The sequence below is a fragment of the Halobacillus aidingensis genome (assembly GCF_900104185.1).
Lineage (GTDB): Bacteria > Bacillota > Bacilli > Bacillales > Halobacillaceae > Halobacillus > Halobacillus aidingensis.
In genome coordinates this window covers 128,522-150,050 of record NZ_FNIZ01000008.1, presented here as the reverse complement: position 1 = coordinate 150,050, position 21,529 = coordinate 128,522, and the positions used below count along the sequence as shown (strand labels likewise).

Here is a 21,529-nt window from a genome sequence, read left to right as displayed (position 1 = left end):
CTTATTTCGAGATGTTTGTGGGGTTATAGAGTCGTTTCAACCATAGATACTGCACGAATAAGGTATGGGAACAGGGTCTGGGAAACGTCCGCATGAAAAGCGAATGGAGAAACGAACGTGTGTGTTTTTTTCTACTGACTGATCCAAAACACTGCAAATCGTCGTTTCCCTGACCCCGTATCCATGGCCAGGAATTGTCATTCATTATTTCAACTAGGCAAGGCAGCCCCTATCCACACAACAAACGTCTCGAAACTGAGTCTTCCACAATCGGGAACGTTTGTGGAGGAATGGAGTAGAGGAAATTCGACATTCCAACTCTGGTTTACATAATAATATACCTGGTAATCTAGTGAATTTTTCGACAGATATCTAGCTTAGTATGGACAATTGATAGCGTTTTTTTATACAATGAACATGCAGTGAAATTTGATGGGAGGATGAAACATGAACATTCACGAGTATCAAGGAAAAGAAATCATGCGTGATTTTGGCGTATCGGTGCCAAATGGACACGTCGCATATACCGTAGATGAAGCTGTCGAAGCAGCGAAGAAATTAGGTAGCGATGTCACAGTTGTCAAGGCGCAGATCCACGCAGGTGGCCGCGGGAAAGCAGGCGGAGTCAAAATTGCTAAAAATCTTGACGAGGTGCGTACATACGCTGACGAAATACTAGGAAAAACACTTGTAACCCATCAGACTGGACCAGAAGGCAAGGAAGTAAAGCGCTTACTTATCGAAGAAGGTTGCGATATTAAGAGCGAATACTATGTCGGTCTTGTTCTCGATCGCGCGACAAGCCGTGTGACGATGATGGCATCTGAAGAAGGTGGTACGGAGATTGAGGAAGTTGCTGAAAAGACTCCTGAGAAAATCTTCAAAGAAGTCATCGATCCTGTAACAGGTCTCACACCATTCCAGGCGCGTCGACTTGCATTTAATATTAATATTCCGAAAGAATCTTTAGGAAAAGCGGTTAAGTTTATGCTTGGTCTTTATGACGTTTTTGTACAAAAGGATTGCTCTGTTGCAGAAATCAATCCACTCGTTACAACAGGTGACGGAGAGGTACTTGCGCTTGACTCTAAGCTGAACTTTGACGATAATGCCCTTTTCCGTCAAAAAGACATTGCTGAACTTCGTGATCTTGAAGAAGAAGATCCAAAAGAAGTAGAAGCATCCAAATACGATCTTAGTTACATCGCACTTGATGGTAACATCGGCTGTATGGTCAATGGTGCCGGACTTGCGATGGCTACAATGGATACAATTAAACACTACAGCGGCGATCCTGCCAACTTCCTGGATGTCGGTGGCGGCGCTACAACGGAAAAAGTAACCGAAGCTTTCAAAATCATCCTTTCTGATGAAAATGTCAAAGGGATCTTCGTTAACATTTTCGGTGGCATTATGAAGTGTGATGTCATCGCTGAAGGTGTGGTCGAAGCGACAAAACAAATCGGACTTACACTGCCGCTCGTTGTTCGTTTAGAAGGTACGAACGTCGACGCTGGGAAGAAGATTCTTGATGAATCAGGCTTGAACATTACCTCTGCAGATTCTATGGCAGAAGGCGCACAAAAAATCGTTGAACTAGTCAAGTAAGAAAGGCGGGGAATCAGATGAGTGTATATATTGATAAGAACACAAAAGTCATTGTTCAAGGTATTACAGGTTCGACAGCACTTTTCCATACAAAACAGATGGTTGAGTATGGAACACAAATCGTGGGTGGTGTCACGCCGGGTAAAGGCGGCACCGAAGTGGAAGGAATTCCTGTATTTAATACAGTTGCAGAAGCTGTAGAAAAAACAGGAGCGAATGCTTCCGTCATTTATGTCCCTGCACCGTTTGCAGCGGATGCCATCATGGAAGCTACAGATTCTGACATGGATCTTGCCATTTGCATCACTGAGCATATTCCTGTTTTGGATATGATTAAAGTTAAACGTTATATGGAAGGAAAGAAAACACGCCTTGTCGGACCAAACTGTCCTGGAGTCATTACTCCTGATGAGTGTAAAATCGGTATCATGCCTGGCTACATCCATAAAAAAGGCCATGTGGGCGTCGTTTCCCGTTCTGGTACGCTGACTTATGAAGCTGTTCATCAGCTTTCTGAAGCTGGAATCGGTCAATCCACAGCGGTCGGAATTGGGGGAGATCCTGTAAATGGGACCGATTTCATCGATGCATTGAAAGCTTTCAATGAGGACCCTGACACAGAAGCTGTCATCATGATTGGTGAAATCGGCGGAACAGCCGAGGAGGAAGCAGCTGAATGGGTGAAAGCGAATATGAGCAAACCAGTTGTAGGCTTTATTGGCGGCCGTACAGCCCCTCCAGGAAAACGCATGGGCCATGCTGGTGCGATTATTTCCGGTGGTAAAGGTACTGCTGACGAAAAAATCCGTGTGATGAACGAATGTGGAATCCAAGTCGCTGAAACACCATCAGTTATGGGTGAAACATTGATTCAGGTTTTGAAAGACCAGGATCTTTTTGAAAAGTGTAAAACACACTAATTAAATGAAGAAAGAGGCCGTATCGATGCACAGGTACGGCCTCTAAACTATGGAAACGAGGTGCCTAATGAAAGACCGGAGAACCCGTTTACTCCTCCTTCACGATTCCTCTCATATGACGAGGCCTCTGCTTAGAAAATTACTTCAGAACGACCCTTCTTTATTGCACCCCTTTTCATGTACACCTGCACAGCTTTCTAAAGATGTTTCCATCCCACTTTCAAGAGCTCAATCCATCCTCCGACATATAACAGACCCTAATATAATGAAGAAACTCGACAAATATGATCAGAAATATACAATCATCACCCTGTTTGATCACATATACCCCGAGAATTTAAAAACGATTCCAGACCCTCCTTATGTCCTTTACACGGAAGGGGATGTATCTTTGTTCCATTCACCGCTTTCCATCAGTGTGATCGGCACTCGCAGACCATCCTCTTATGCATTTCCTGCTATGAAATCTGTTCTTATCCCACTCATCCAGTCAGGGTTTACTATTGTCAGTGGTATGGCTCAGGGTATTGATCAGCTTGCTCACACATTGGCAGCTGAATATAATGGAAAAACGATTGCTGTTCTCGGTTCGGGATTTCAGCATATTTATCCTAAGAACAACCCTTTACTATACCGCTCATTAACCGAAAACCATTTGGTGGTAAGTGAGTATCCTCCGGACTGTCCCCCGAAAAAATATCATTTCCCTGAGCGTAATCGACTGATTGCGGGATTAACTCCAAGTACTTTTGTCATCGAAGCTCGACTGAAAAGCGGAACATTGATCACAGTAGATCAGGCCTTAGAGCAAGGCAAAGATGTTTATGCACTCCCGGGACCTGCGGGGAGGGTAACGAGTGAAGGATGTCATAAAATGATCAATGAAGGCGCAAAATTAGTTCATACGTATCATGACATTCTGGAAGATTGGTTAGAAAAATTTGAATAATCCGTTACAAAGGTGTTACATTCAAGGGTGAGATTGGACCAATTTGAGACTTTTTTGAAAAATATATGTTTGACAAACGGTTTCATTGTATTTAATAATAGGGAAGATTTATTTTATAAAAAGCTGATTCAACCAAAAACATGGAAATATAACAACGTTAGAACGACTTTTTCTCCTTGGACAGGACGGTTAAACCTCCTTTTCCATTAGATTTAGTTTTACAGCAAAAGGTAAATCAAAAAACGAGAATATAAAAAGAGTGTATGAAATACAAAAGAGAAAACACCTCTATGGGAGGAACATATATGGCAGATTATCTGGTAATAGTAGAATCACCTGCAAAAGCAAAAACAATTGAACGATACCTTGGAAAAAAATACAAAGTGAAAGCATCCCTTGGACATGTGCGCGACTTGCCTAAGAGTCAAATGGGCGTGGATGTTGAAAATGATTTCAACCCCAAATATATAACCATCCGGGGAAAAGGCCCTGTCTTGAAAGAACTAAAAACAGCCGCCAAAAAGGCCAAGAAAGTTTATCTCGCAGCCGACCCCGATCGTGAAGGGGAAGCAATTGCCTGGCATTTGGCGCACAGTTTGGAAATTGATGATACTTCAGATTGTAGAGTTGTTTTCAATGAAATTACCAAAGAAGCAATTAAGGATTCATTTAAACAACCGAGATCGATTGATTCAGACCTGGTGGATGCTCAACAGGCTCGCCGTATTCTTGACCGACTTGTCGGATATAACATCAGCCCGATCCTTTGGAAGAAAGTCAAAAAAGGATTGAGTGCAGGCCGGGTTCAATCGGTTGCCGTCAAAATCATCATCGATCGTGAAAATGAGATCAAAAAATTCCAACCCGAAGAATATTGGACGATTGAAGCAGATTTCTTAAAAGATAAAGAGGCTTTTGAAGGTTCCTTTTATGGTGTTGATGGCAAGAAGAAGGATTTGAAAAACCAGGACGATGTCGATCAAATCCAAAAGCGGATGAAAGGGAAAGATTTCTCTGTAGATAAAGTTAACAAAAGAGAAAGAAAAAGGAATCCTTCTCTTCCTTTCACCACTTCCTCACTTCAACAGGAAGCTGCACGTAAATTGAACTTCCGTGCGAAAAAAACGATGATGATTGCTCAACAGCTTTACGAAGGGATTGACCTTGGCGGAAAGCAAGGGACCACTGGTTTAATTACGTACATGCGTACGGATTCCACAAGGCTGTCGAATTCGGCAAAAGAGGATGCCAAGCAATACATCGAAGGTAATTTCGGTAAAGAGTTTCTTGGACAAAGTAAAGGATCCAAAAAGCAAGAAGGGGCACAAGACGCCCACGAGGCGATCAGGCCTACAGGGGCAGACCGTGATCCAAAAGCAATGAAGAGCATTTTATCCCGTGATCAGTATCGTCTCTATAAGTTGATTTGGGACAGGTTCATTGCAAGCCAAATGGCTCCAGCAGTTTTGGATACGATGACCGTCCACCTTTACAATGAAGGAGTAGAATTCAGAGCTACAGGTTCTGAAGTGAAATTCAAAGGGTTTATGAAAGTATATATAGAAGGTCGGGATGATAACAAAAAAGAGAAAGACAAACTTCTGCCACACCTTGAAGAAGGCATGACCGTAAAAGCGGAAGAAATCAAACCGAATCAGCACTTTACACAGCCTCCTCCACGCTACACGGAAGCCCGTCTTGTTAAGACACTTGAGGAGCTCGGGATCGGACGTCCTTCCACTTACGCACCAACCCTTGATACCATTCAGCGCCGTGGTTATGTCTCCTTGGATAATAAGCGTTTTATTCCAACGGAGCTTGGAGAAATCGTCCTTGAACAACTGAGAGAGTACTTCCCGGAAATCATCGATGTCGACTTTACGAAGGGCATGGAAGATGACCTTGATGCCATTGAGGATGGAAAAGAGGACTGGGTGAACATCATCAGCCATTTCTATGAGGGTTTTCAGCCTCGCTTAGAGAAAGCAGAAAAAGAAATGGAAGAAATTGAAATTAAAGATGAACCTGCAGGGATTGACTGCGAGAAGTGTGGGCATGAAATGGTATATAAGATGGGTAGATACGGAAAGTTCCTTGCCTGCTCAAATTTCCCTGACTGTCGTAATACAAAACCAATTCTTAAGAAAGTCGGAGTCACTTGTCCGAAATGTAAAGATGGAGAAGTCGTCGAACGGAAAAGTAAGAAAAACCGCAAGTTCTTTGGTTGTGAAAACTACCCAGAGTGTGACTTCATATCCTGGGATAAGCCGATCAACAGACCTTGTCCGAAATGTGAATCTCTGCTTGTTGAGAAGAAGTCGAAGAAGGGGACACAGATTCAGTGTACCGAATGTGACTATAAAGAAGAACCTCAATCATGATCTAGTTATAAAACCAAGAGTCTATGACTATCCTTTTAGTTGTAGACTCTTTTTCTTATTGGCTTTATTCAATGTTGGAATGATCATTAGTTATTAAAGTATATGGCAGGATTGTTGAAGCCTCAATTTCGAGATGTTTGTGGGGGGTTCTAGGGGCTGCGGGAAAAGGTTCGCTTTCCATGGGGCGGGCGCTGAGCCTCCTCAGGCTACGCCTTCCGGGGTCTCAGCTGTCCCGCACACCCCATAGGAGTCTCACCGTTTCCCTCCGCCCCTTTACTATATGAGGTTCTCGAAATCCCTCTTAAAGTATCCTGCCTAATTACGCTGTGAAGTCCTGTCTAAACCGCGTAGATATACGATTTTTAACTATAAAACTCCTGTTACTGGAAGGTGGTTTCGAGAATCTCTTATGGCAAGGGGCGAAGGGGAATGGCGAGACTCCTGCGGGAAAAAAGTGCTTGGTGAGACCCCGCAAAGCGAAGCTTGAGGAGGCTCACCGCGCTCCCGCGGAAAGCGAGCTATTCCCCGCAGCCCCTATCCACTTAACAAAAGTCTCAAAACCGAGTCTTCAAGAATAGGGAACGTTTGTGAAAATGGACGATGAGTTTTAATGAAACATTATTTTTTGATTGACAGTGATTATGTGGGGCGCTATAATTACGCTTTGGTAAGTATACATACTTGACACATATTCACCCTAAAGTACGATTTCTTTAAATACTTGATACATTAGAGTTGGAAACAATTCAGAATTTTGTTACATTTTTATTAAATGCATTGTTATGTCAATAAGTGTTGTGATAAAATTTAGACGCCTTTGAGAGGTGGAAGGAATTATGCAGTCTTACAAAGAGCTTTTTATGGAATACCTTCAAATTGAAAAAAACGCTTCACCTCTTACATTAAAGCATTACGGAAGGGATTTAGATGAGTTTGAGTCCTTTCTCAAATCAGAGGGATTGACGATTCATGAATGTGAATACCCTGTGATCCGCATCTTTTTATCAAGGCAATATGAAGCGCAGTACTCAAGAAGGACAGTTTCCAGGAAAATATCAAGTTTGAGAAGCTATTTCCGTTTTTTAGAACGAGAGGAAATTGTAGGTCAGAATCCATTTTTGAATGTGGTATTGCCAAAGAAGGAAAGCCCCATTCCCAACTTCTTTTATGAAGAAGAGTTAGAGAAACTTTTCACAGTAAGTGATTTGCATACGCCCTTAGGACAGAGAAACCAGGCTCTTATCGAACTTCTCTATGGAACGGGTGTACGTGTCAGTGAATGTGTGAAAATGGAACTCCCAGATCTGGATTTTTCATTGAACACAGCTCTTGTTCATGGAAAAGGGAGTAAAGACCGCTATGTTCCTTACGGGCAGTTTGCTGCAAAAGCACTTCAGACATATATAAATGATGGCAGAAAGCAATTGGCTTCTAAGAAGGATGATTCGAGTAAACGATTGTTCTTAAATGCTAAAGGTGGGCCGCTGACAGCTGATGGAATCAGGCTTATTTTGAAAAATATGGTGGAAAAAGCAGCGATGACGGTGGATATTCATCCCCATAAATTGAGACATTCGTTTGCTACCCACCTGCTGAATGAAGGAGCAGATTTGCGCTCAGTACAAGAATTATTAGGACATGAACGATTGTCATCAACTCAGATTTATACGCACGTATCAAAAGATCGGTTGAAAAATGTATATATGAACAGTCATCCCCGAGCGAATAAGAGGTGAAAGTGATGGAACAGCAATTTCATGCAACAACGATCTTTGCCGTCCAGCACAATGGAGAGTGTGCGATGAGCGGAGATGGGCAGGTAACTTTAGGCAATCAAGTGGTTATGAAACATAAGGCAAAGAAAGTTCGCCGACTATTCAATGATCAAGTATTAGCAGGTTTCGCTGGTTCTGTTGCCGATGCTTTTACTCTTTTTGAGAAGTTTGAAGGAAAATTGGAAAGCTATGACGGCAACTTGGCAAGAGCTTCCGTAGAACTTGCCAAAGAGTGGCGCAGTGATCGTGTTCTAAGGAAGTTAGAAGCAATGTTGATTGTCATGGATAAAGAAAATATGTTTCTTGTATCGGGTACTGGGGAAGTAATAGAACCGGACGATGGTATTATTGCCATCGGTTCAGGTGGAAACTTCGCTTTAAGTGCAGGGCGAGCTTTGAAACGTTATTCACCGGAACAATCTGCTTCTCAAATTGCTAGAGCAGCGCTTGAGGTTGCAGGGGAGATCTGCGTGTTTACAAATGATCAAATAATCCTGGAAGTTCTCGATTAAGGGGGACCATGAATGTCATTAAACTTGACTCCTAGACAAATTGTTGAAAAGCTCGATCAATATATCATTGGCCAGGAAAGCGCTAAGCGATCTGTAGCCATTGCTCTTCGTAACAGATATCGTCGCATGCAGCTGACGGATGATCTGAAAGATGAAATCGTACCGAAAAACATTTTGATGATGGGACCTACAGGGGTAGGGAAAACAGAAATTGCCCGTCGTTTAGCAAAATTAGTCGGGGCTCCTTTTGTTAAAGTGGAAGCCACGAAATTCACTGAAGTCGGTTACGTTGGTCGTGATGTTGAATCCATGGTTCGCGACTTAGTGGAAATGGCCGTGCGTATGGTGAAGGAAGAGAAAATGGAGGCTGTGAAAGACAGGGCAGAAGAGCAAGCAAACAAACGACTCGTAAAACTGCTTGTTCCTTCTAAGAAAAAACAGTCCAATAACTTCAAAAACCCATTTGAGATGATCTTTAATCAGGGCACTCAGCAGGAAGTGGATACTGATGAAAAGAGTGAAGAAGCGGAAATAGAGACAAAAAGAAGCCGTATTCGTCATCAATTGGATCTTGGTGAGTTGGAAGACCGGATGGTAACCATAGAAGTGGAAGAATCTCAATCTTCCATGTTTGATATGATGCAAGGATCCGGTATGGAGCAAATGGGCATGAACATGCAGGATGCATTCAGTCAATTCATGCCGAAGAAGAAAAAGAAACGAAAACTTCCTGTTTCAGAAGCGCGAAAAGTACTAACACAGGAAGAAGCAGGTAAATTAGTGGATATGGACGAAGTCGGACAGGATGCCGTAGCTAAAGTGGAACAGGCCGGTATGATCTTTATTGATGAAATTGATAAAGTGGCGGCGAAGGGTGACAACCAGGCGAATGTATCCCGTGAAGGTGTCCAAAGAGACATCCTTCCGATCGTCGAAGGCTCGACGGTCGTCACAAAATACGGACCTGTAGCGACTGATCATATTCTATTCGTTGCTGCCGGAGCTTTTCATATGGCGAAGCCTTCCGATTTGATTCCAGAACTGCAAGGAAGGTTTCCAATCCGCGTAGAGTTGAATAAGCTCAGTGTTTCAGACTTCAAGAACATTTTAACAGAGCCTTCAAATGCTCTTTTGAAACAATATAAGGCATTACTTGAAATTGAAGGTATAAAGGTTGAATTTTCTGACGATGCTATTACTAGACTCGCAGAAATCGCTCATGAAGTAAATCAGGAAACAGATAACATCGGGGCGCGGAGGTTGCATACGATTTTAGAGAAACTGCTTGAGGATTTATCCTTTGAAGCTCCTGACGTAACGATGGAAACCATTGAGATCACACCACAGTATGTAGACAGCAAACTATCATCGATCGTAAAAAACAAAGATTTGAGTCGATTTATTCTATAGGGTGAACAACAAGGAGGAAATGAACATGAAACTACTAGACCGTGCACGTAAAATCAATGCAATGCTGCAAAAGACAACAGGCAAATCCGTGGACTTCAACGATATGTCCGCAACGATGCGAGATGTGATTGAGGCGAATACATTCGTCTTAAGCCGTCGAGGAAAGCTTTTGGGCTTTGCTATTAATCAAGAGATTGAGAATGAGCGAATGAAGGCGATGCTTTCTGAGCGTCAATTCCCAGAAGAGTACACACAAAACCTTTTCAACATTGAAGAAACAACACCAGATATTGATATCAATAGTGAATACACAGCATTCCCTGTTGAAAACCGTGAACTGTTTGAAAATGGTCTGACTACAATTGTTCCGATCATCGGTGGTGGCCAGCGTCTAGGTACGCTTATTTTGAGCCGTCTGAACAGCAACTTTAATGAAGATGATCTACTACTTGCTGAATACGGTGCTACCGTTGTAGGTATGGAAATTCTTCACGAGAAAACTGAAGAAATCGAACAGGAAGCTCGTAGTAAAGCTGTAGTTCAAATGGCGATCAGTTCCTTATCCTACAGTGAACTCGAAGCTATCGAGCACATTTTCGAAGAACTGGAAGGTAATGAAGGATTGCTTGTAGCAAGTAAAATCGCCGATCGTGTAGGCATCACAAGATCAGTCATCGTTAATGCACTGAGAAAGCTGGAAAGTGCAGGTGTGATCGAATCCCGTTCATTAGGAATGAAGGGAACGTATATCAAAGTATTGAATAATAATTTCTTACTGGAGCTTCAAAAACTCCGTACCAATTAATAAAAATCAAACCGCCACTTTGTACAAAGTGGCGGTTTTTTTATGCGTAAATTTAATTTCATTGGGGATGTTTGTGCTTTTAGTAGTTCCAGGTTAATTGTTATTTAAATTATTGCTCCAGATTGTGGAGGACTCAGTTTCTAGATGTAAGTGAGGTGGGCCGTCGGGAGGTGACTCTCTTTCCGAGGGAGCGCATGGATCGTCCTCGGACTGCCGTACTGCGGGGGTCTCACCAAGCACTCTATTCCTACTATTTATCCGGTTCGTGGACCTTCACACTTATAGGAGTCTCCCCATCGCCCAACGCCCCTTGTTATAAAAAGATTCTCGAAAAGTTCTCCTGATAAGAAGAGATCTTATGAAAAGACCTACAAATTGTTTATATGATTGCCAGTCAAACTCGACAGTTTCCTTTGAAGAAGGGGATTTCGAGAACATTATATGGCAAAAGAGAGGAGGCTGAGCGACTGACCCATGGAAAGCGAAACTTTTCACGCAGCCCCTCACAGTAATTCTTGAAATTGAGTCTTCCATAATACAGCCATTTCCTTTATTAACTAATAAGTAGCACCTTAAAGTAACAAAGTGATTTTTTTAACAGATTTAACCTATTTTCACTATCTTCTGTCATGTTTTAAAAATATCCATAATATATTCACTATTCGACAAAAAGTTATGTAATAATGTTCATTATGGGAAAGATTTCGACACATGGAAACAAAAGCCAAATGGTAGTAAAATATCCCTGATTCTTTTGGAGTGTTTGTAATACTCTCGTAAAAAAGTAGCTTTTTGTATAGACACAAGTACGTGAATTTTTTTACAATTGTGTCTGTGAGTATGGAAAAATGTCGAATAGAGGTGGAGTTATGACTCTTTTCAGTAGCACTTTTACAAGTTTAGAGAATGCTTTGGACTACTCTTCAGCTAAAAACAGAGCGATCTCAAACAATATTGCCAATGTGGATACACCGGGGTACAAAGCTAAAGGTGTCGCTTTTAAGGATGTTTTGGATCAAGAACATTCATTTATTCAAGCTAAGAAAACGAATGATAGGCATTTACCCTTTACGAACGATGCTGGTGAACCATATCGGACGTTTACTAAAACGAATACGGTATACAATCATAATGGAAATAATGTGGACATTGATAAGGAAATGAATGAACTGGCACAAAATCAAATCCAATATCAGGCCTTGGTTGACCGAATGAGCGGTAAGTTCCGAAGCCTGGAATCCGTAATCAGGGGAGGGAATTAACGGATGAGTATCTTTCATGCTATGAATAATAGCGCAAGCGCACTTACAGCTCAGCGCTTACGAATGGATGTGGCTTCATCGAATATGGCGAATGCAAACACCACAAGAGCCAAAATTGATGAGAATGGGGATTGGCAGCCATATAGGCGCAAAATGGTCGTCTTTGAGCCGACTGAAAACAACTTCAAAAGTTTTTTACATAAAGCAGCCACGGATTCCTCGCAAGGAAGTGGTGTGAAAGCAACAGAAATCATGGAAGATGATGAGCCATTTAAACTCGTTTATAATCCGAATCATCCGGATGCCAATGAGGATGGTTATGTAGAACTGCCTAATGTCGATCCTTTAAAGGAAATGGTCGATATGATGAGCGCCACGCGTTCTTATGAGGCGAATGTTACGGCCGTCAATGCATCGAAAAGTATGCTAATGAAAGCTTTAGAAATCGGAAGATAAGGTAAGGAGAATCCAAAATGTCAAACCATCTAGTGAACACTATCCCCTTAAGCCAACCTTCTCAAACACAATGGAAGAAAAATGTTTCTCCTGGCGAAGCTCATGCTACATTTGCCAATCAGTTAAAAAGTGCAATTGCAGGGGTTAATGAAGCTCAAATTTTGTCTAATGATAAGACAAAGGCTCTTGCTCAAGGAGAAATCAATGATTTGCATGATGTAATGATCACTTCACAAAAGGCAAGTATCACTATGAAAACTGCTGTAGAAATGCAAAGTAAAGTCGTAGAAGCATATAAAGAAGTCATGCGTATGCAGGTGTGACGCTACTATATTTAATTCGCACTAAACCATTCGCTTAGGTCGTGCTTTTTTTGGGGGCAACTATGAAAGAAAAAATAAAAAAATATCAAGAAAGAATGACAACCTTTTGGAAAGAGCGAAAAAAATCACAAAAGGGGTGGATGATCGGCGGAATGGCTGCCATCATTATCCTCCTTGTCCTAACAAGTGTTTTCGCCTCAAGTACGAAAATGGTTCCCTTATACAGAGATTTGACTTTACAGGAAATTGGACAAATTAAGACGGAACTTGAAACCAGAGGGGTTACATATGAGCTTGATCAAGGAGGATCTACCATCCTTGTTCCAGACACACAGGCAGAAGGGTTGCTCGTGGACCTCGCAGCCGCTGGACTGCCCAATAGTGGAACAATCGATTATGGTTTCTTCAGTGGAAATATTTCCTGGGGGATGACGGATAATGAGTTTGATGTCATCAAACTGGATGCGATGCAGACCGAACTTGCAAATTTAATGAAAGGCATCACAGGCATTCAGGATGCTCAAGTCATGATCAACATGCCGGAAGAGCAGATTTTTGTTTCTGAATCTGGGCAACCGGCCTCCGCCTCGATTGTGCTCAATGTCCAGCCTGGATATCAAATAGAAAATGGACAAATCGAAGCTCTTTATAATTTAGCTTCAAAGTCAGTACCGAACCTGCCTAAAGATAATATCGTCATTATGGATCAAAATTTTAACTATTTTGACATAAATGATTCACCGATGGGTGGCTCTGAAAATGCTTATACATATCAACAAAATGTAAAAAAAGACATTGAAAGAGACATTAAGCAACGTTTGCAACGCATGCTCGGAATGATGATCGGTCAGCAGAAAGTGATTGCTACCGTAACCGCAGACATCGATTTCACTAAAGAAAATCGCGTAGAGGAACTGGTAGAGCCGGTAGATCCTGAAACGATGGAAGGGCTGCCTGTAAGTGTAGAAAGAATCGAAGAGACTTACGAAGGCGGTGGGCCTGAAGGTGGACCTGTAGGTACGGAAGAAGGGGACATTCCGGAATATCCTGCTGGCGCAGAAGGCGCTGGCGGCGATTACGAGATGAACCGGGAAACCATTAATAACGAGTTCAACAGAATTAAGAAGAATATTGAAGAAAGCCCGTATAAGGTAAGGGACTTAGGCATTCAAGTAGCAATCGATAATACCAAAGGCGTCGGACCGGAGGGTGAGATCGAATACCTGACCGCCGCAGAGCAACAAACCGTACAAGAGAGCGTCCAGTCCATTGTGGATTCGATGATTACAACATCAATTAATGGCGAGTACGGAGAAGTGGATACACAAGAAAAAGTATCGATCGTATTCCAGGAGTTCAACGGAGAACCAGAATTCCCTGAATCAGGTGAAGGCATTCCTCTTTGGGCTTACATTATAGGAGGTCTGCTCCTATTTACGATTATCGTACTTCTCATTGTCCTTACCCGCAAGAAGAGGGCAAAGGAAGATGAAGAAGAAGAGTACATGATGTTTGAAGAAGAGGTACAAGAATCTAAGCCTCGGGAAGTCCCTTCCATAGAAGAACGAGAAGATGATGGGACGCGTAAACGTAAACAGTTGGAAAAAATGGCCAAAGAAAAACCGGAAGATTTTGCGAAATTATTGCGATCATGGATTGCGGAAGATTAAGGAGGTCTTTGTATGGCCTTGAGAAAGTCAGAGTTGACAGGCAAGCAAAAAGCCGCTGTCCTGTTGATTTCCCTTGGGCCTGATGTTGCTGCCCAGGTGTACAAACACTTAGATGAAGAAGAGATCGAACAATTGACATTGGAAATCTCTTCTGTTCAAAAAGTAGATAGTAAAGAAAAGGAAGAAATTCTAGACCAGTTCCATCAAATTGCTTTAGCACAGGATTATATTTCGCAGGGTGGAATCGGGTATGCAAAAACAATTCTTGAGAAAGCGCTAGGTTCAGATGAAGCCTCTAATATCATCGGACGCCTCACTTCTTCTTTGCAAGTGAAACCGTTTGATTTTGCAAGAAAGGCAGATGCTCATCAGATTCTTAATTTCATTCAAAACGAGCATCCACAAACGATTGCGCTCGTTTTGTCCTACCTTGACCCTGAACAGTCAGGACAGATCTTATCAGAACTTCCACAAGAACTTCAGGCAGACGTGGCCCGCAGAATTGCGACAATGGATTCCACCTCCCCTGAAGTGATTAGTCAGGTTGAACAAATCCTCGAGAAAAAGTTATCGACAACGGTGACCCAGGATTATACAGAAACAGGTGGGATACAAGCCGTCGTGGAAGTTTTGAATGGTGTTGATCGTAGTACAGAAAGAACGATTCTTGACTCTCTTGAAATACAGGATCCGGAATTGGCGGAAGAAATTAAGAAACGGATGTTCGTTTTTGAAGATATCGTTGCTCTTGATAACCGGGCAATTCAGAGAATCATCCGTGATGTTGAAAATGATGATCTGCGTCTGTCGCTTAAAGTGTCGAGTGAAGAAGTCAAAGACATCGTATTCAGTAACATGTCTGAACGGATGGCGACTACTTTCAAAGAAGAGATGGAGTTCATGGGACCCGTCAGGCTTCGGGATGTGGAAGAGGCCCAAACGAGAGTGGTTTCTACGATTCGCCGTTTAGAAGATGTTGGTGAAATCGTGATAGCAAGAGGTGGAGGAGATGACATCATTGTCTAAGGATGGACCTTCACTAAATAGCCGAGTCATTGGCTTAAGACCCGTTCATATTCAAGAACCGTACGTCCAGGAAAATGAACAGGAGCAAAAAAGTCTCCAAATCAATCAAGAGTTAGAACAGGCGCAAAAAGATTTAGCGGCAGCAAGGAATCAAAGAGAACAGTTGATTCGATCAACGGAAGAAGAAATAGAGTCTCTGAAAGCCACTTGGCAAGAAGAGAAAAAAGTGATAGAAAATGAAGCCTATCAAAAAGGGATGGACCAGGGTTTCAGGCAAGGTCATAAGGAAGGATACGACGCCTTACAAAACAAACTATCCCAGGCTAATGAAATCATCCAGCAAGCGAAAGCTTCGCATGACCGTATGGTTACAAATAGTGAAAGGTCGATCGTAGAAGTGGCTATGAAAACAGCCGAGAAAATTCTCAACGTGAAACTCGAAGAAGACCCGACATTGTTTTTGCCAGTGGTTAAAAAAGTGATTGAAGAGGTCAAAGGGCAACCCGAAGTCGCTTTGTATGTCCATCCAGAAAAATACGATTTTGTCCATAAACAGTCTGACGAACTTGAACGGTTGATCACTCCATCTTCGCATTTGAGCATTTACGCAGAAGAAGAGTTAGACCCTGACGCCTGTATCGTGGAGTCACAGTTTGGAAGGCTTGATGGAAGTATTGATACACAGTTATCAGAACTCAGACAGCAACTGCTCTCGGTTGCGAATGAGGAGATGGGAAATGAATAGTCAGCGTTACTTTGATGCGATCGCAAGTGCAGAATCTATGAAAAGGTACGGGAAAATTCATAGAGTTGTCGGACTCATGATTGAATCAAAAGGACCGGAAGCCTCTGTCGGTGATTTGTGTTATATACATACGTCTGAGCAAAAAGAAAAGATCGCGGCCGAGGTTGTCGGTTTCAACAATGAAAACATCCTCTTAATGCCTTTTCGTGAAGTGAAAGAAGTACGACCTGGCAGCATTGTCGAAGCAACCGGTGAACCCATGCGAGTCAAAGTAGGGATGGGACTTGTCGGTAAGATCCTGGATGCTACGGGATACCCGTTAGATGGAGCGGCAATGCCACTTGGTTTAAAGGGGTATCCGACAGATCAAAATCCTCCAAACCCTCTCATGCGCCCACCGATTCATGAACCGATTCAAGTCGGCGTAAGAGCTGTTGATACCTTGTTGACTGTCGGTAAAGGACAGAGAGTCGGCATCTTCGCAGGAAGTGGGGTTGGTAAGAGTACCTTGATGGGAATGATCGCTAGAAACAGCTCAGCTGATTTGAATGTGATCGCTCTGATCGGTGAAAGAGGGCGAGAAGTGAGAGAGTTCATTGAGAATGACCTGGGAGAGGATGGATTGAAAAATTCGATCCTCGTCGTGGCCACCTCCGATCAGCCTGCCTTGATGAGAGTGAAAGGAGCTTATACCGCGACAGCCATTAGTGAATACTTTCGCGACCAAGGGTATAACGTCAATTTAATGATGGACTCTGTTACGCGTTTCGCTATGGCGCAGCGTGAAATTGGTCTCGCTACCGGCGAGCCACCTACGACAAAAGGTTATACCCCTTCCGTTTTTGCCCTCTTACCAAAATTATTAGAACGAACAGGGTCAAGTACGAACGGAACGATTACTGCTTTTTATACGGTTTTAGTTGACGGCGATGATTTGAATGAGCCGATTTCCGATACTGTAAGGGGAATTCTCGATGGTCACTTTGTTCTCGATCGTAAACTTGCAGAACAAGGACATTTTCCAGCCATCAATATTTTAAGATCCATCAGCCGTGTGATGAAGCAGATTGCTTCTCCTGAACATAAAGAATCTGCTGAGAAGCTTCGGGCTCTTTTAGCTACCTACGAAGAGAATAGTGAATTGATCCAAATTGGAGCTTATAAAAAAGGGTCGAGTATGGAAATCGACCAAGCGATCTCCTATCACTCTGCGATCATTGAATTTTTAAGACAAGGGATTCACGAACCGGCAAGTTTTGAGAAGTCAGTGGAAGATTTGAGAAATCTGTTCGTATAGGAGGCTGCAAACATGGCTGATATTCAAACATTCCAAAGAATCAGAGATCTGAGAGATAGAGAGAAGCAGAAGACTCAGAAGATATATCAGGATGCTGTCAACAATTTCGAAAAACAGGCAGAAAAACTTTATGAATGTCTTAAGAAGAAAGAAGTAGCGGAAAAAAGCTTTGAGGAAGAGATGAAAAACCATACCGTGAGAGCGGAGGCCATCGTCCGACATCAACGATACATACAAGGTTTACAAGAGACGATCGATCACCTTCAGCCCGCTGTCCAGAAAGCCAGAGTGAATATGCAGCAAAAACAAGTCAAACTTTCGGCTGCTCATATAGAGGTGAAAAAGTTTGAAAAAATTGTAGAGCATAAGCGGGACGAGCAATGGCATCTTATGAAAAACGAAGAAAATAAACAGATGGATGAATTATCTATGCAACAATACTTAAATTTTCAGAATAGGTGATGGAATGGCAAAGAGTGCCTATACGCAAAAAAACAAGAAATCTTTTTCTAAAATCATCGCTGCCATTTTCTTTCCCTTGATTTTCCTAATTACGCTGTTATTGATTGTTCTTACGTTAAGTGGTGTGAATGTTTTTGAAGAAGCTGAGAAGTATGCCAGTCGTATTCCAGGTCTATCCACTCCAGCTTCATCCGAAGGTCAAAATTCAGAGGCCAGCGAAATGGACCGATTACAGGCCGTCATTGCCAACAAAGAAGCTGAGATGGAAGAACTGCAATCAGAAGCTGACAGTAAGCAAAATCAAATCAATGAGTTGGAACAACAGGTAGTGCAGTTGAGAGCCGATTTGGAAGAGGCAAGATCAGAAGATGGGAACAACGAAAATTCAAAAGCGGCAGAAATGGCTCAATCTTTTCAGGTAATGGATCCAGAAGAAGCGGCTCCTATTCTTGAAAATATGAACCAAAATTTAGCGGTGCAAGTCTTGAATGATGTAGCTAGTGAAGAAAGAGGAGAAATCCTAGGTCAGATGGATCCTGAAGCTGCAGCAAACATCGCGAGTATGCTTATCGAAGAATAATTCTTCCTTGAAAGGGGGTGTAAAAAATGAATACAGCTATGATGACAATGATAGGGAATTCTCAAAAAATGGTAATGAATCCTAATACGAAAGAAAATGTCGAGGGAAAGCCGGAAAAAGCACTTTTTGGATCTCTTCTCATCGAACTCCAAGGGATGTCCGCAATGACGGATGAGAAAGAAATCCATGCAGAAGAAATGGAAGAGAATTTTCTAAAGCTGATCGAAAAAATCGAGGCGATGATTTCAAACTTGGTTAAACAAGGGGAAGGGCCTGATGGCGAAGGGATGGATTGGAAAGAAACCATCCGAAGAGCTAAAGAAGCGGCTTCCGGAGGACTATTCTCGAAGGTGGTTTCATCCATGAAAGAGTTGGAACAACAGTTCATACCTGAAGCAACTTTTTCCGACTTATCCGTTGAGAATCAAGAACTAGCCCTGACATTCAAGGAACTGACATCCCTGATGAAGGCAGTCAATGAGAACGGTGAAAGCTCAATGTTCAACCTTGTTTCATCATCATTCACTGGAAAAGAAATCCCATCCAATTCAAATCCTGTCAACACAGAAAAAGACATACATAAGACATGGCAGGAGATGAGAAAAATCATTCAGACCTTTACTGAAGATCATTCTTCGTCTCAGGTTCCTCATAAAGCAGGTAAAGAAATGAAAGAGTTGATGCAGAAATTCATGCAACTCGTCGAGTCTTTACCGAGCAAAGAAAAAGGACTAGGACAGGGTGTACTGGAACGGGTTTCCAAAGAAGCTTCTATTCAAGAACGACAGGTGTTCTATAAGCTGGTCCATATGTATCAAAACCGAATGGATGTGCCTAAATCCTATCATCAACAAACACCGGTGACAGGTAAGGACATCGTCAAATGGGTGAAGCAAGCTTTGGGAGAGGAAGTTCAGCAAGATTCTAACCTTCAAGCATCCAAGCATCAGCCATTATCTAATGTTTCAACAATACCCATGACAAAAGTGGAACAGCATGTCATCCATATGAATCAGACTCAAGACGGCTCATCTTCTCAAAAACAGTTGATCAGTGAGATGGAGAGAATCATTCAATCCAGTCGCATGTTTGCAAATCCCAAAGGCAACATGGAAATGCTGATTAAGTTGAAACCAGGAAACCTCGGGGATCTTAGTGTAAGATTTGCTCAAATCAATGGAGAATTGGCTGTGAAAATACTCGTAACGAGTCAAGCAGCCAAAGAGATGCTGGAAGGAAACAAATCGCAGTTGAGACATATGTTTTCCCCGCAGCAAGTGGTGATAGAGAAAGTGGAAGCCTCCGCTTTGCACCAACAGATGCATGAGCAGTTGGATAGCGGCAAAAAAGACCAGGATCAGCAGCGGGAACAAAAGCATGATTTTGAACAGGACCACGTGGAAGATTCAAATGACGAAGAACTCTCTTTCCACGAAATATTAATGAATGAGAAAGTATAGGTGATGGTATGACAAGTATTGATCCTTCTCTATATTTGAAAAGCCAGCAGGTTCTTAGTTCTGGAAGCAGTACGCTCGGTAAGGATGACTTCTTGAAAATCCTCATGGCCCAAATTAAAAACCAAAATCCGTTGGACCCTATGAAAGACAAAGAGTTCATTTCTCAAATGACAGAGTTCTCAAGCTTGGAACAGATGACCAATATGTCGCAGTCTTTTCAAAGATTCATGGACAATCAGAATCTCCCTCCGCTTATTCAATATAGTGGATTGATTGGAAAAGAAGTCTCTTATCCTGTTTATGATCAGGAAACAGGATTATTGGATCGCACAGAAACAGATGTTGTTCAAGCAGTCAATCAGAATGGGGCAGAAACGTACTTAGAACTTAAATCAGGGGAGAAAATCTCAGTAGAATACATTACTAAAGTCGGTGAAGTGAACGGTAATTCTGAGACCCCAGTCGAAGAGGAATAACATGGACCCGCGCATTCAATCATTACATCGACCGTTACCCATACCGAAAAAGGAACCGCTGAATCAGAAACCTAACGTTCCCTTTCAACAGTTTCTTCAAGAAGCGAAAGAGATCAAAGTGAGTAAACATGCGATGGAGCGGATCAGAGACCGTAAGATTGAGATCAGTGAACAAGCCTGGTCAAAAATCGGAGAGAAAATGACTGAAGCTAATAAAAAAGGTGTGGACCAATCATTAGTTGTGCTCAACGAAGCAACACTTGTGGTCAGCTCAAAGAATCGAACGGTCGTGACAGCTATGGACCGCAGTGAAACGCAATCTCAAATTTTCACGAACATTAATGGAACGATTTTTGTAAACGAATAGGCTGGACCCTGAACGGGAGGCCTTGCCCATCTGCTGACCGATCGATGCAGATGAATCTACCGAAGGAAAGGAATGTCGTCAAAATGCTACGTTCAATGTATTCAGGGATTTCTGGTATGAAAGGTTTTCAGACAAAGCTCGATACGATTGGAAACAACATCGCTAACGTCAATACTTATGGTTTCAAAAAAGGAAGGGTCACTTTTCAGGATATGATGAGTCAGACGATGTCTGCAGCTCAAGGGCCGATTGCTGGAGATGATGGAAATGTAAGAGGTGGGCTCAACCCTTCACAAGTCGGGCTGGGTTCACAGGTCGGTTCGGTCGATACGATACACACCCAAGGAAACCGACAAACAACGAACCGTCCACTAGACCTTTCTCTTGAGGGTGATGGAATGTTCGTACTCGCTGAAGCGGGGGGCGACTTTATTGATCCAAGTGTTAAAACAATTGACCTTGGAAGTGTAAATCAGAGTTTTACACGGGCAGGTAATTTCTACCTTGATTCTGATGGAGCGATCGTAAGTAACGAAGGGAAGTATCTGATCGGGCAGCCTTATGAATCTATTACAGATGATAATGATACTCCTAGTTCACAACCCATATTAAACGCTGCAAATGAAGAAGCCGCAGGAATTATCACGATTCCTGAGAATGCTCAAAGTTTCAGCATTCAAACAGATGGTACGGTTAATTATGTTGATGAAAATGGGAACCCACAAGTTGCCGGCCGGGTACTATTGGCGAACTTCCCTAACCCAAGCGGACTAGAAAAACTAGGTGGAAATACCTTCCAATATACACAAAATGCTGGAGAGCCTATCGCTGGGTTTGATGACCTTCTTGTTGCTGGACAAAACGGAACGGGGCAGATGGTATCCGGGGCCCTGGAGATGTCCAACGTCGATCTTGCTGAATCTTTCACGGAAATGATCACCGCTCAACGTGGGTTCCAGGCCAACACAAGAATCATCACGACATCGGATGAAATCTTACAAGAGCTCGTCAACTTGAAACGATAAAAGGGGATAGAGGGGCCTGA

Annotated in this window: 21 protein-coding genes; all 21 read left to right on the top strand. The window is 42.5% G+C overall.

Translation table 11 applies throughout. From position 1 onward, the window contains the following. Positions 1-447: 447 nt before the first annotated feature. The gene (gene sucC / locus BLS23_RS10100; RefSeq protein WP_089652430.1) at positions 448-1,608 is read left to right on the top strand and encodes an ADP-forming succinate--CoA ligase subunit beta; all 1,161 of its coding nucleotides are present in this window, start codon (positions 448-450) and stop codon (positions 1,606-1,608) included. A 17-nt stretch (positions 1,609-1,625) separates the two neighbouring features. Then, entirely contained in the window at positions 1,626-2,528 is a 903-nt protein-coding gene (gene sucD / locus BLS23_RS10095) for a succinate--CoA ligase subunit alpha (RefSeq protein WP_089652429.1), read from the top strand. Between the two features lie 265 nt (positions 2,529-2,793). Then, on the top strand, positions 2,794-3,477 hold the full coding sequence (gene dprA / locus BLS23_RS10090; RefSeq protein ID WP_244157168.1) for a DNA-processing protein DprA: 684 nt from the start codon (positions 2,794-2,796) through the stop codon (positions 3,475-3,477). A 305-nt stretch (positions 3,478-3,782) separates the two neighbouring features. Beyond that, positions 3,783-5,858, top strand: a complete 2,076-nt coding sequence (gene topA, locus BLS23_RS10085) for a type I DNA topoisomerase (protein ID WP_089652427.1) — start codon at positions 3,783-3,785, stop codon at positions 5,856-5,858. 836 nt (positions 5,859-6,694) lie between these two features. Further along, a complete protein-coding gene (gene xerC, locus BLS23_RS10080; RefSeq protein WP_089652426.1) occupies positions 6,695-7,594 on the top strand; it encodes a tyrosine recombinase XerC in 900 nt (299 codons plus the stop codon). 5 nt (positions 7,595-7,599) lie between these two features. Then, a complete protein-coding gene (gene hslV / locus BLS23_RS10075) occupies positions 7,600-8,145 on the top strand; it encodes an ATP-dependent protease subunit HslV (protein WP_089652425.1) in 546 nt (181 codons plus the stop codon). 12 nt (positions 8,146-8,157) lie between these two features. Beyond that, positions 8,158-9,555: an HslU--HslV peptidase ATPase subunit gene (gene hslU, locus BLS23_RS10070; protein WP_089652424.1), complete on the top strand. Its 1,398-nt coding sequence runs from the start codon at positions 8,158-8,160 to the stop codon at positions 9,553-9,555. Positions 9,556-9,580: 25 nt separating this feature from the next. Continuing rightward, positions 9,581-10,360 (top strand): GTP-sensing pleiotropic transcriptional regulator CodY, encoded by a 780-nt coding sequence (codY, locus tag BLS23_RS10065; RefSeq protein WP_089652423.1) that lies wholly within the window; start codon positions 9,581-9,583, stop codon positions 10,358-10,360. An 869-nt stretch (positions 10,361-11,229) separates the two neighbouring features. After that, complete coding sequence (gene flgB, locus BLS23_RS10060) at positions 11,230-11,622, top strand: flagellar basal body rod protein FlgB (RefSeq protein ID WP_089652422.1); 393 nt, start codon at positions 11,230-11,232, stop codon at positions 11,620-11,622. 3 nt (positions 11,623-11,625) lie between these two features. Then, positions 11,626-12,078 (top strand): flagellar basal body rod protein FlgC, encoded by a 453-nt coding sequence (flgC, locus tag BLS23_RS10055; protein ID WP_089652421.1) that lies wholly within the window; start codon positions 11,626-11,628, stop codon positions 12,076-12,078. Positions 12,079-12,095: 17 nt separating this feature from the next. Continuing rightward, on the top strand, positions 12,096-12,401 hold the full coding sequence (fliE, locus tag BLS23_RS10050; RefSeq protein WP_089652420.1) for a flagellar hook-basal body complex protein FliE: 306 nt from the start codon (positions 12,096-12,098) through the stop codon (positions 12,399-12,401). 62 nt (positions 12,402-12,463) lie between these two features. Continuing rightward, the gene (gene fliF, locus BLS23_RS10045) at positions 12,464-14,071 is read left to right on the top strand and encodes a flagellar basal-body MS-ring/collar protein FliF (RefSeq protein WP_089652419.1); all 1,608 of its coding nucleotides are present in this window, start codon (positions 12,464-12,466) and stop codon (positions 14,069-14,071) included. A 12-nt stretch (positions 14,072-14,083) separates the two neighbouring features. Further along, the gene (gene fliG, locus BLS23_RS10040; RefSeq protein ID WP_089652418.1) at positions 14,084-15,097 is read left to right on the top strand and encodes a flagellar motor switch protein FliG; all 1,014 of its coding nucleotides are present in this window, start codon (positions 14,084-14,086) and stop codon (positions 15,095-15,097) included. Then, positions 15,081-15,842, top strand: a complete 762-nt coding sequence (gene fliH, locus BLS23_RS10035; RefSeq protein WP_089652417.1) for a flagellar assembly protein FliH — start codon at positions 15,081-15,083, stop codon at positions 15,840-15,842. The genes fliG and fliH overlap by 17 nt, the downstream gene beginning before the upstream one ends. Then, positions 15,835-17,139, top strand: a complete 1,305-nt coding sequence (gene fliI / locus BLS23_RS10030; RefSeq protein WP_089652416.1) for a flagellar protein export ATPase FliI — start codon at positions 15,835-15,837, stop codon at positions 17,137-17,139. The genes fliH and fliI overlap by 8 nt, the downstream gene beginning before the upstream one ends. 12 nt (positions 17,140-17,151) lie before the next feature. Beyond that, entirely contained in the window at positions 17,152-17,601 is a 450-nt protein-coding gene (gene fliJ / locus BLS23_RS10025; RefSeq protein WP_089652415.1) for a flagellar export protein FliJ, read from the top strand. Between the two features lie 4 nt (positions 17,602-17,605). Further along, the gene (locus tag BLS23_RS10020; RefSeq protein ID WP_089652414.1) at positions 17,606-18,181 is read left to right on the top strand and encodes a MotE family protein; all 576 of its coding nucleotides are present in this window, start codon (positions 17,606-17,608) and stop codon (positions 18,179-18,181) included. A 26-nt stretch (positions 18,182-18,207) separates the two neighbouring features. Further along, positions 18,208-19,641, top strand: coding sequence for a flagellar hook-length control protein FliK (locus tag BLS23_RS10015; RefSeq protein WP_089652413.1), 1,434 nt, complete (start codon positions 18,208-18,210; stop codon positions 19,639-19,641). An 8-nt stretch (positions 19,642-19,649) separates the two neighbouring features. Further along, complete coding sequence (flgD, locus tag BLS23_RS10010) at positions 19,650-20,117, top strand: flagellar hook assembly protein FlgD (protein ID WP_089652412.1); 468 nt, start codon at positions 19,650-19,652, stop codon at positions 20,115-20,117. Position 20,118: 1 nt separating this feature from the next. Continuing rightward, the gene (locus BLS23_RS10005; RefSeq protein ID WP_089652411.1) at positions 20,119-20,484 is read left to right on the top strand and encodes a TIGR02530 family flagellar biosynthesis protein; all 366 of its coding nucleotides are present in this window, start codon (positions 20,119-20,121) and stop codon (positions 20,482-20,484) included. Between the two features lie 83 nt (positions 20,485-20,567). After that, positions 20,568-21,509 (top strand): flagellar basal body rod protein FlgG, encoded by a 942-nt coding sequence (gene flgG, locus BLS23_RS10000; RefSeq protein ID WP_089652464.1) that lies wholly within the window; start codon positions 20,568-20,570, stop codon positions 21,507-21,509. Positions 21,510-21,529: the final 20 nt, after the last annotated feature.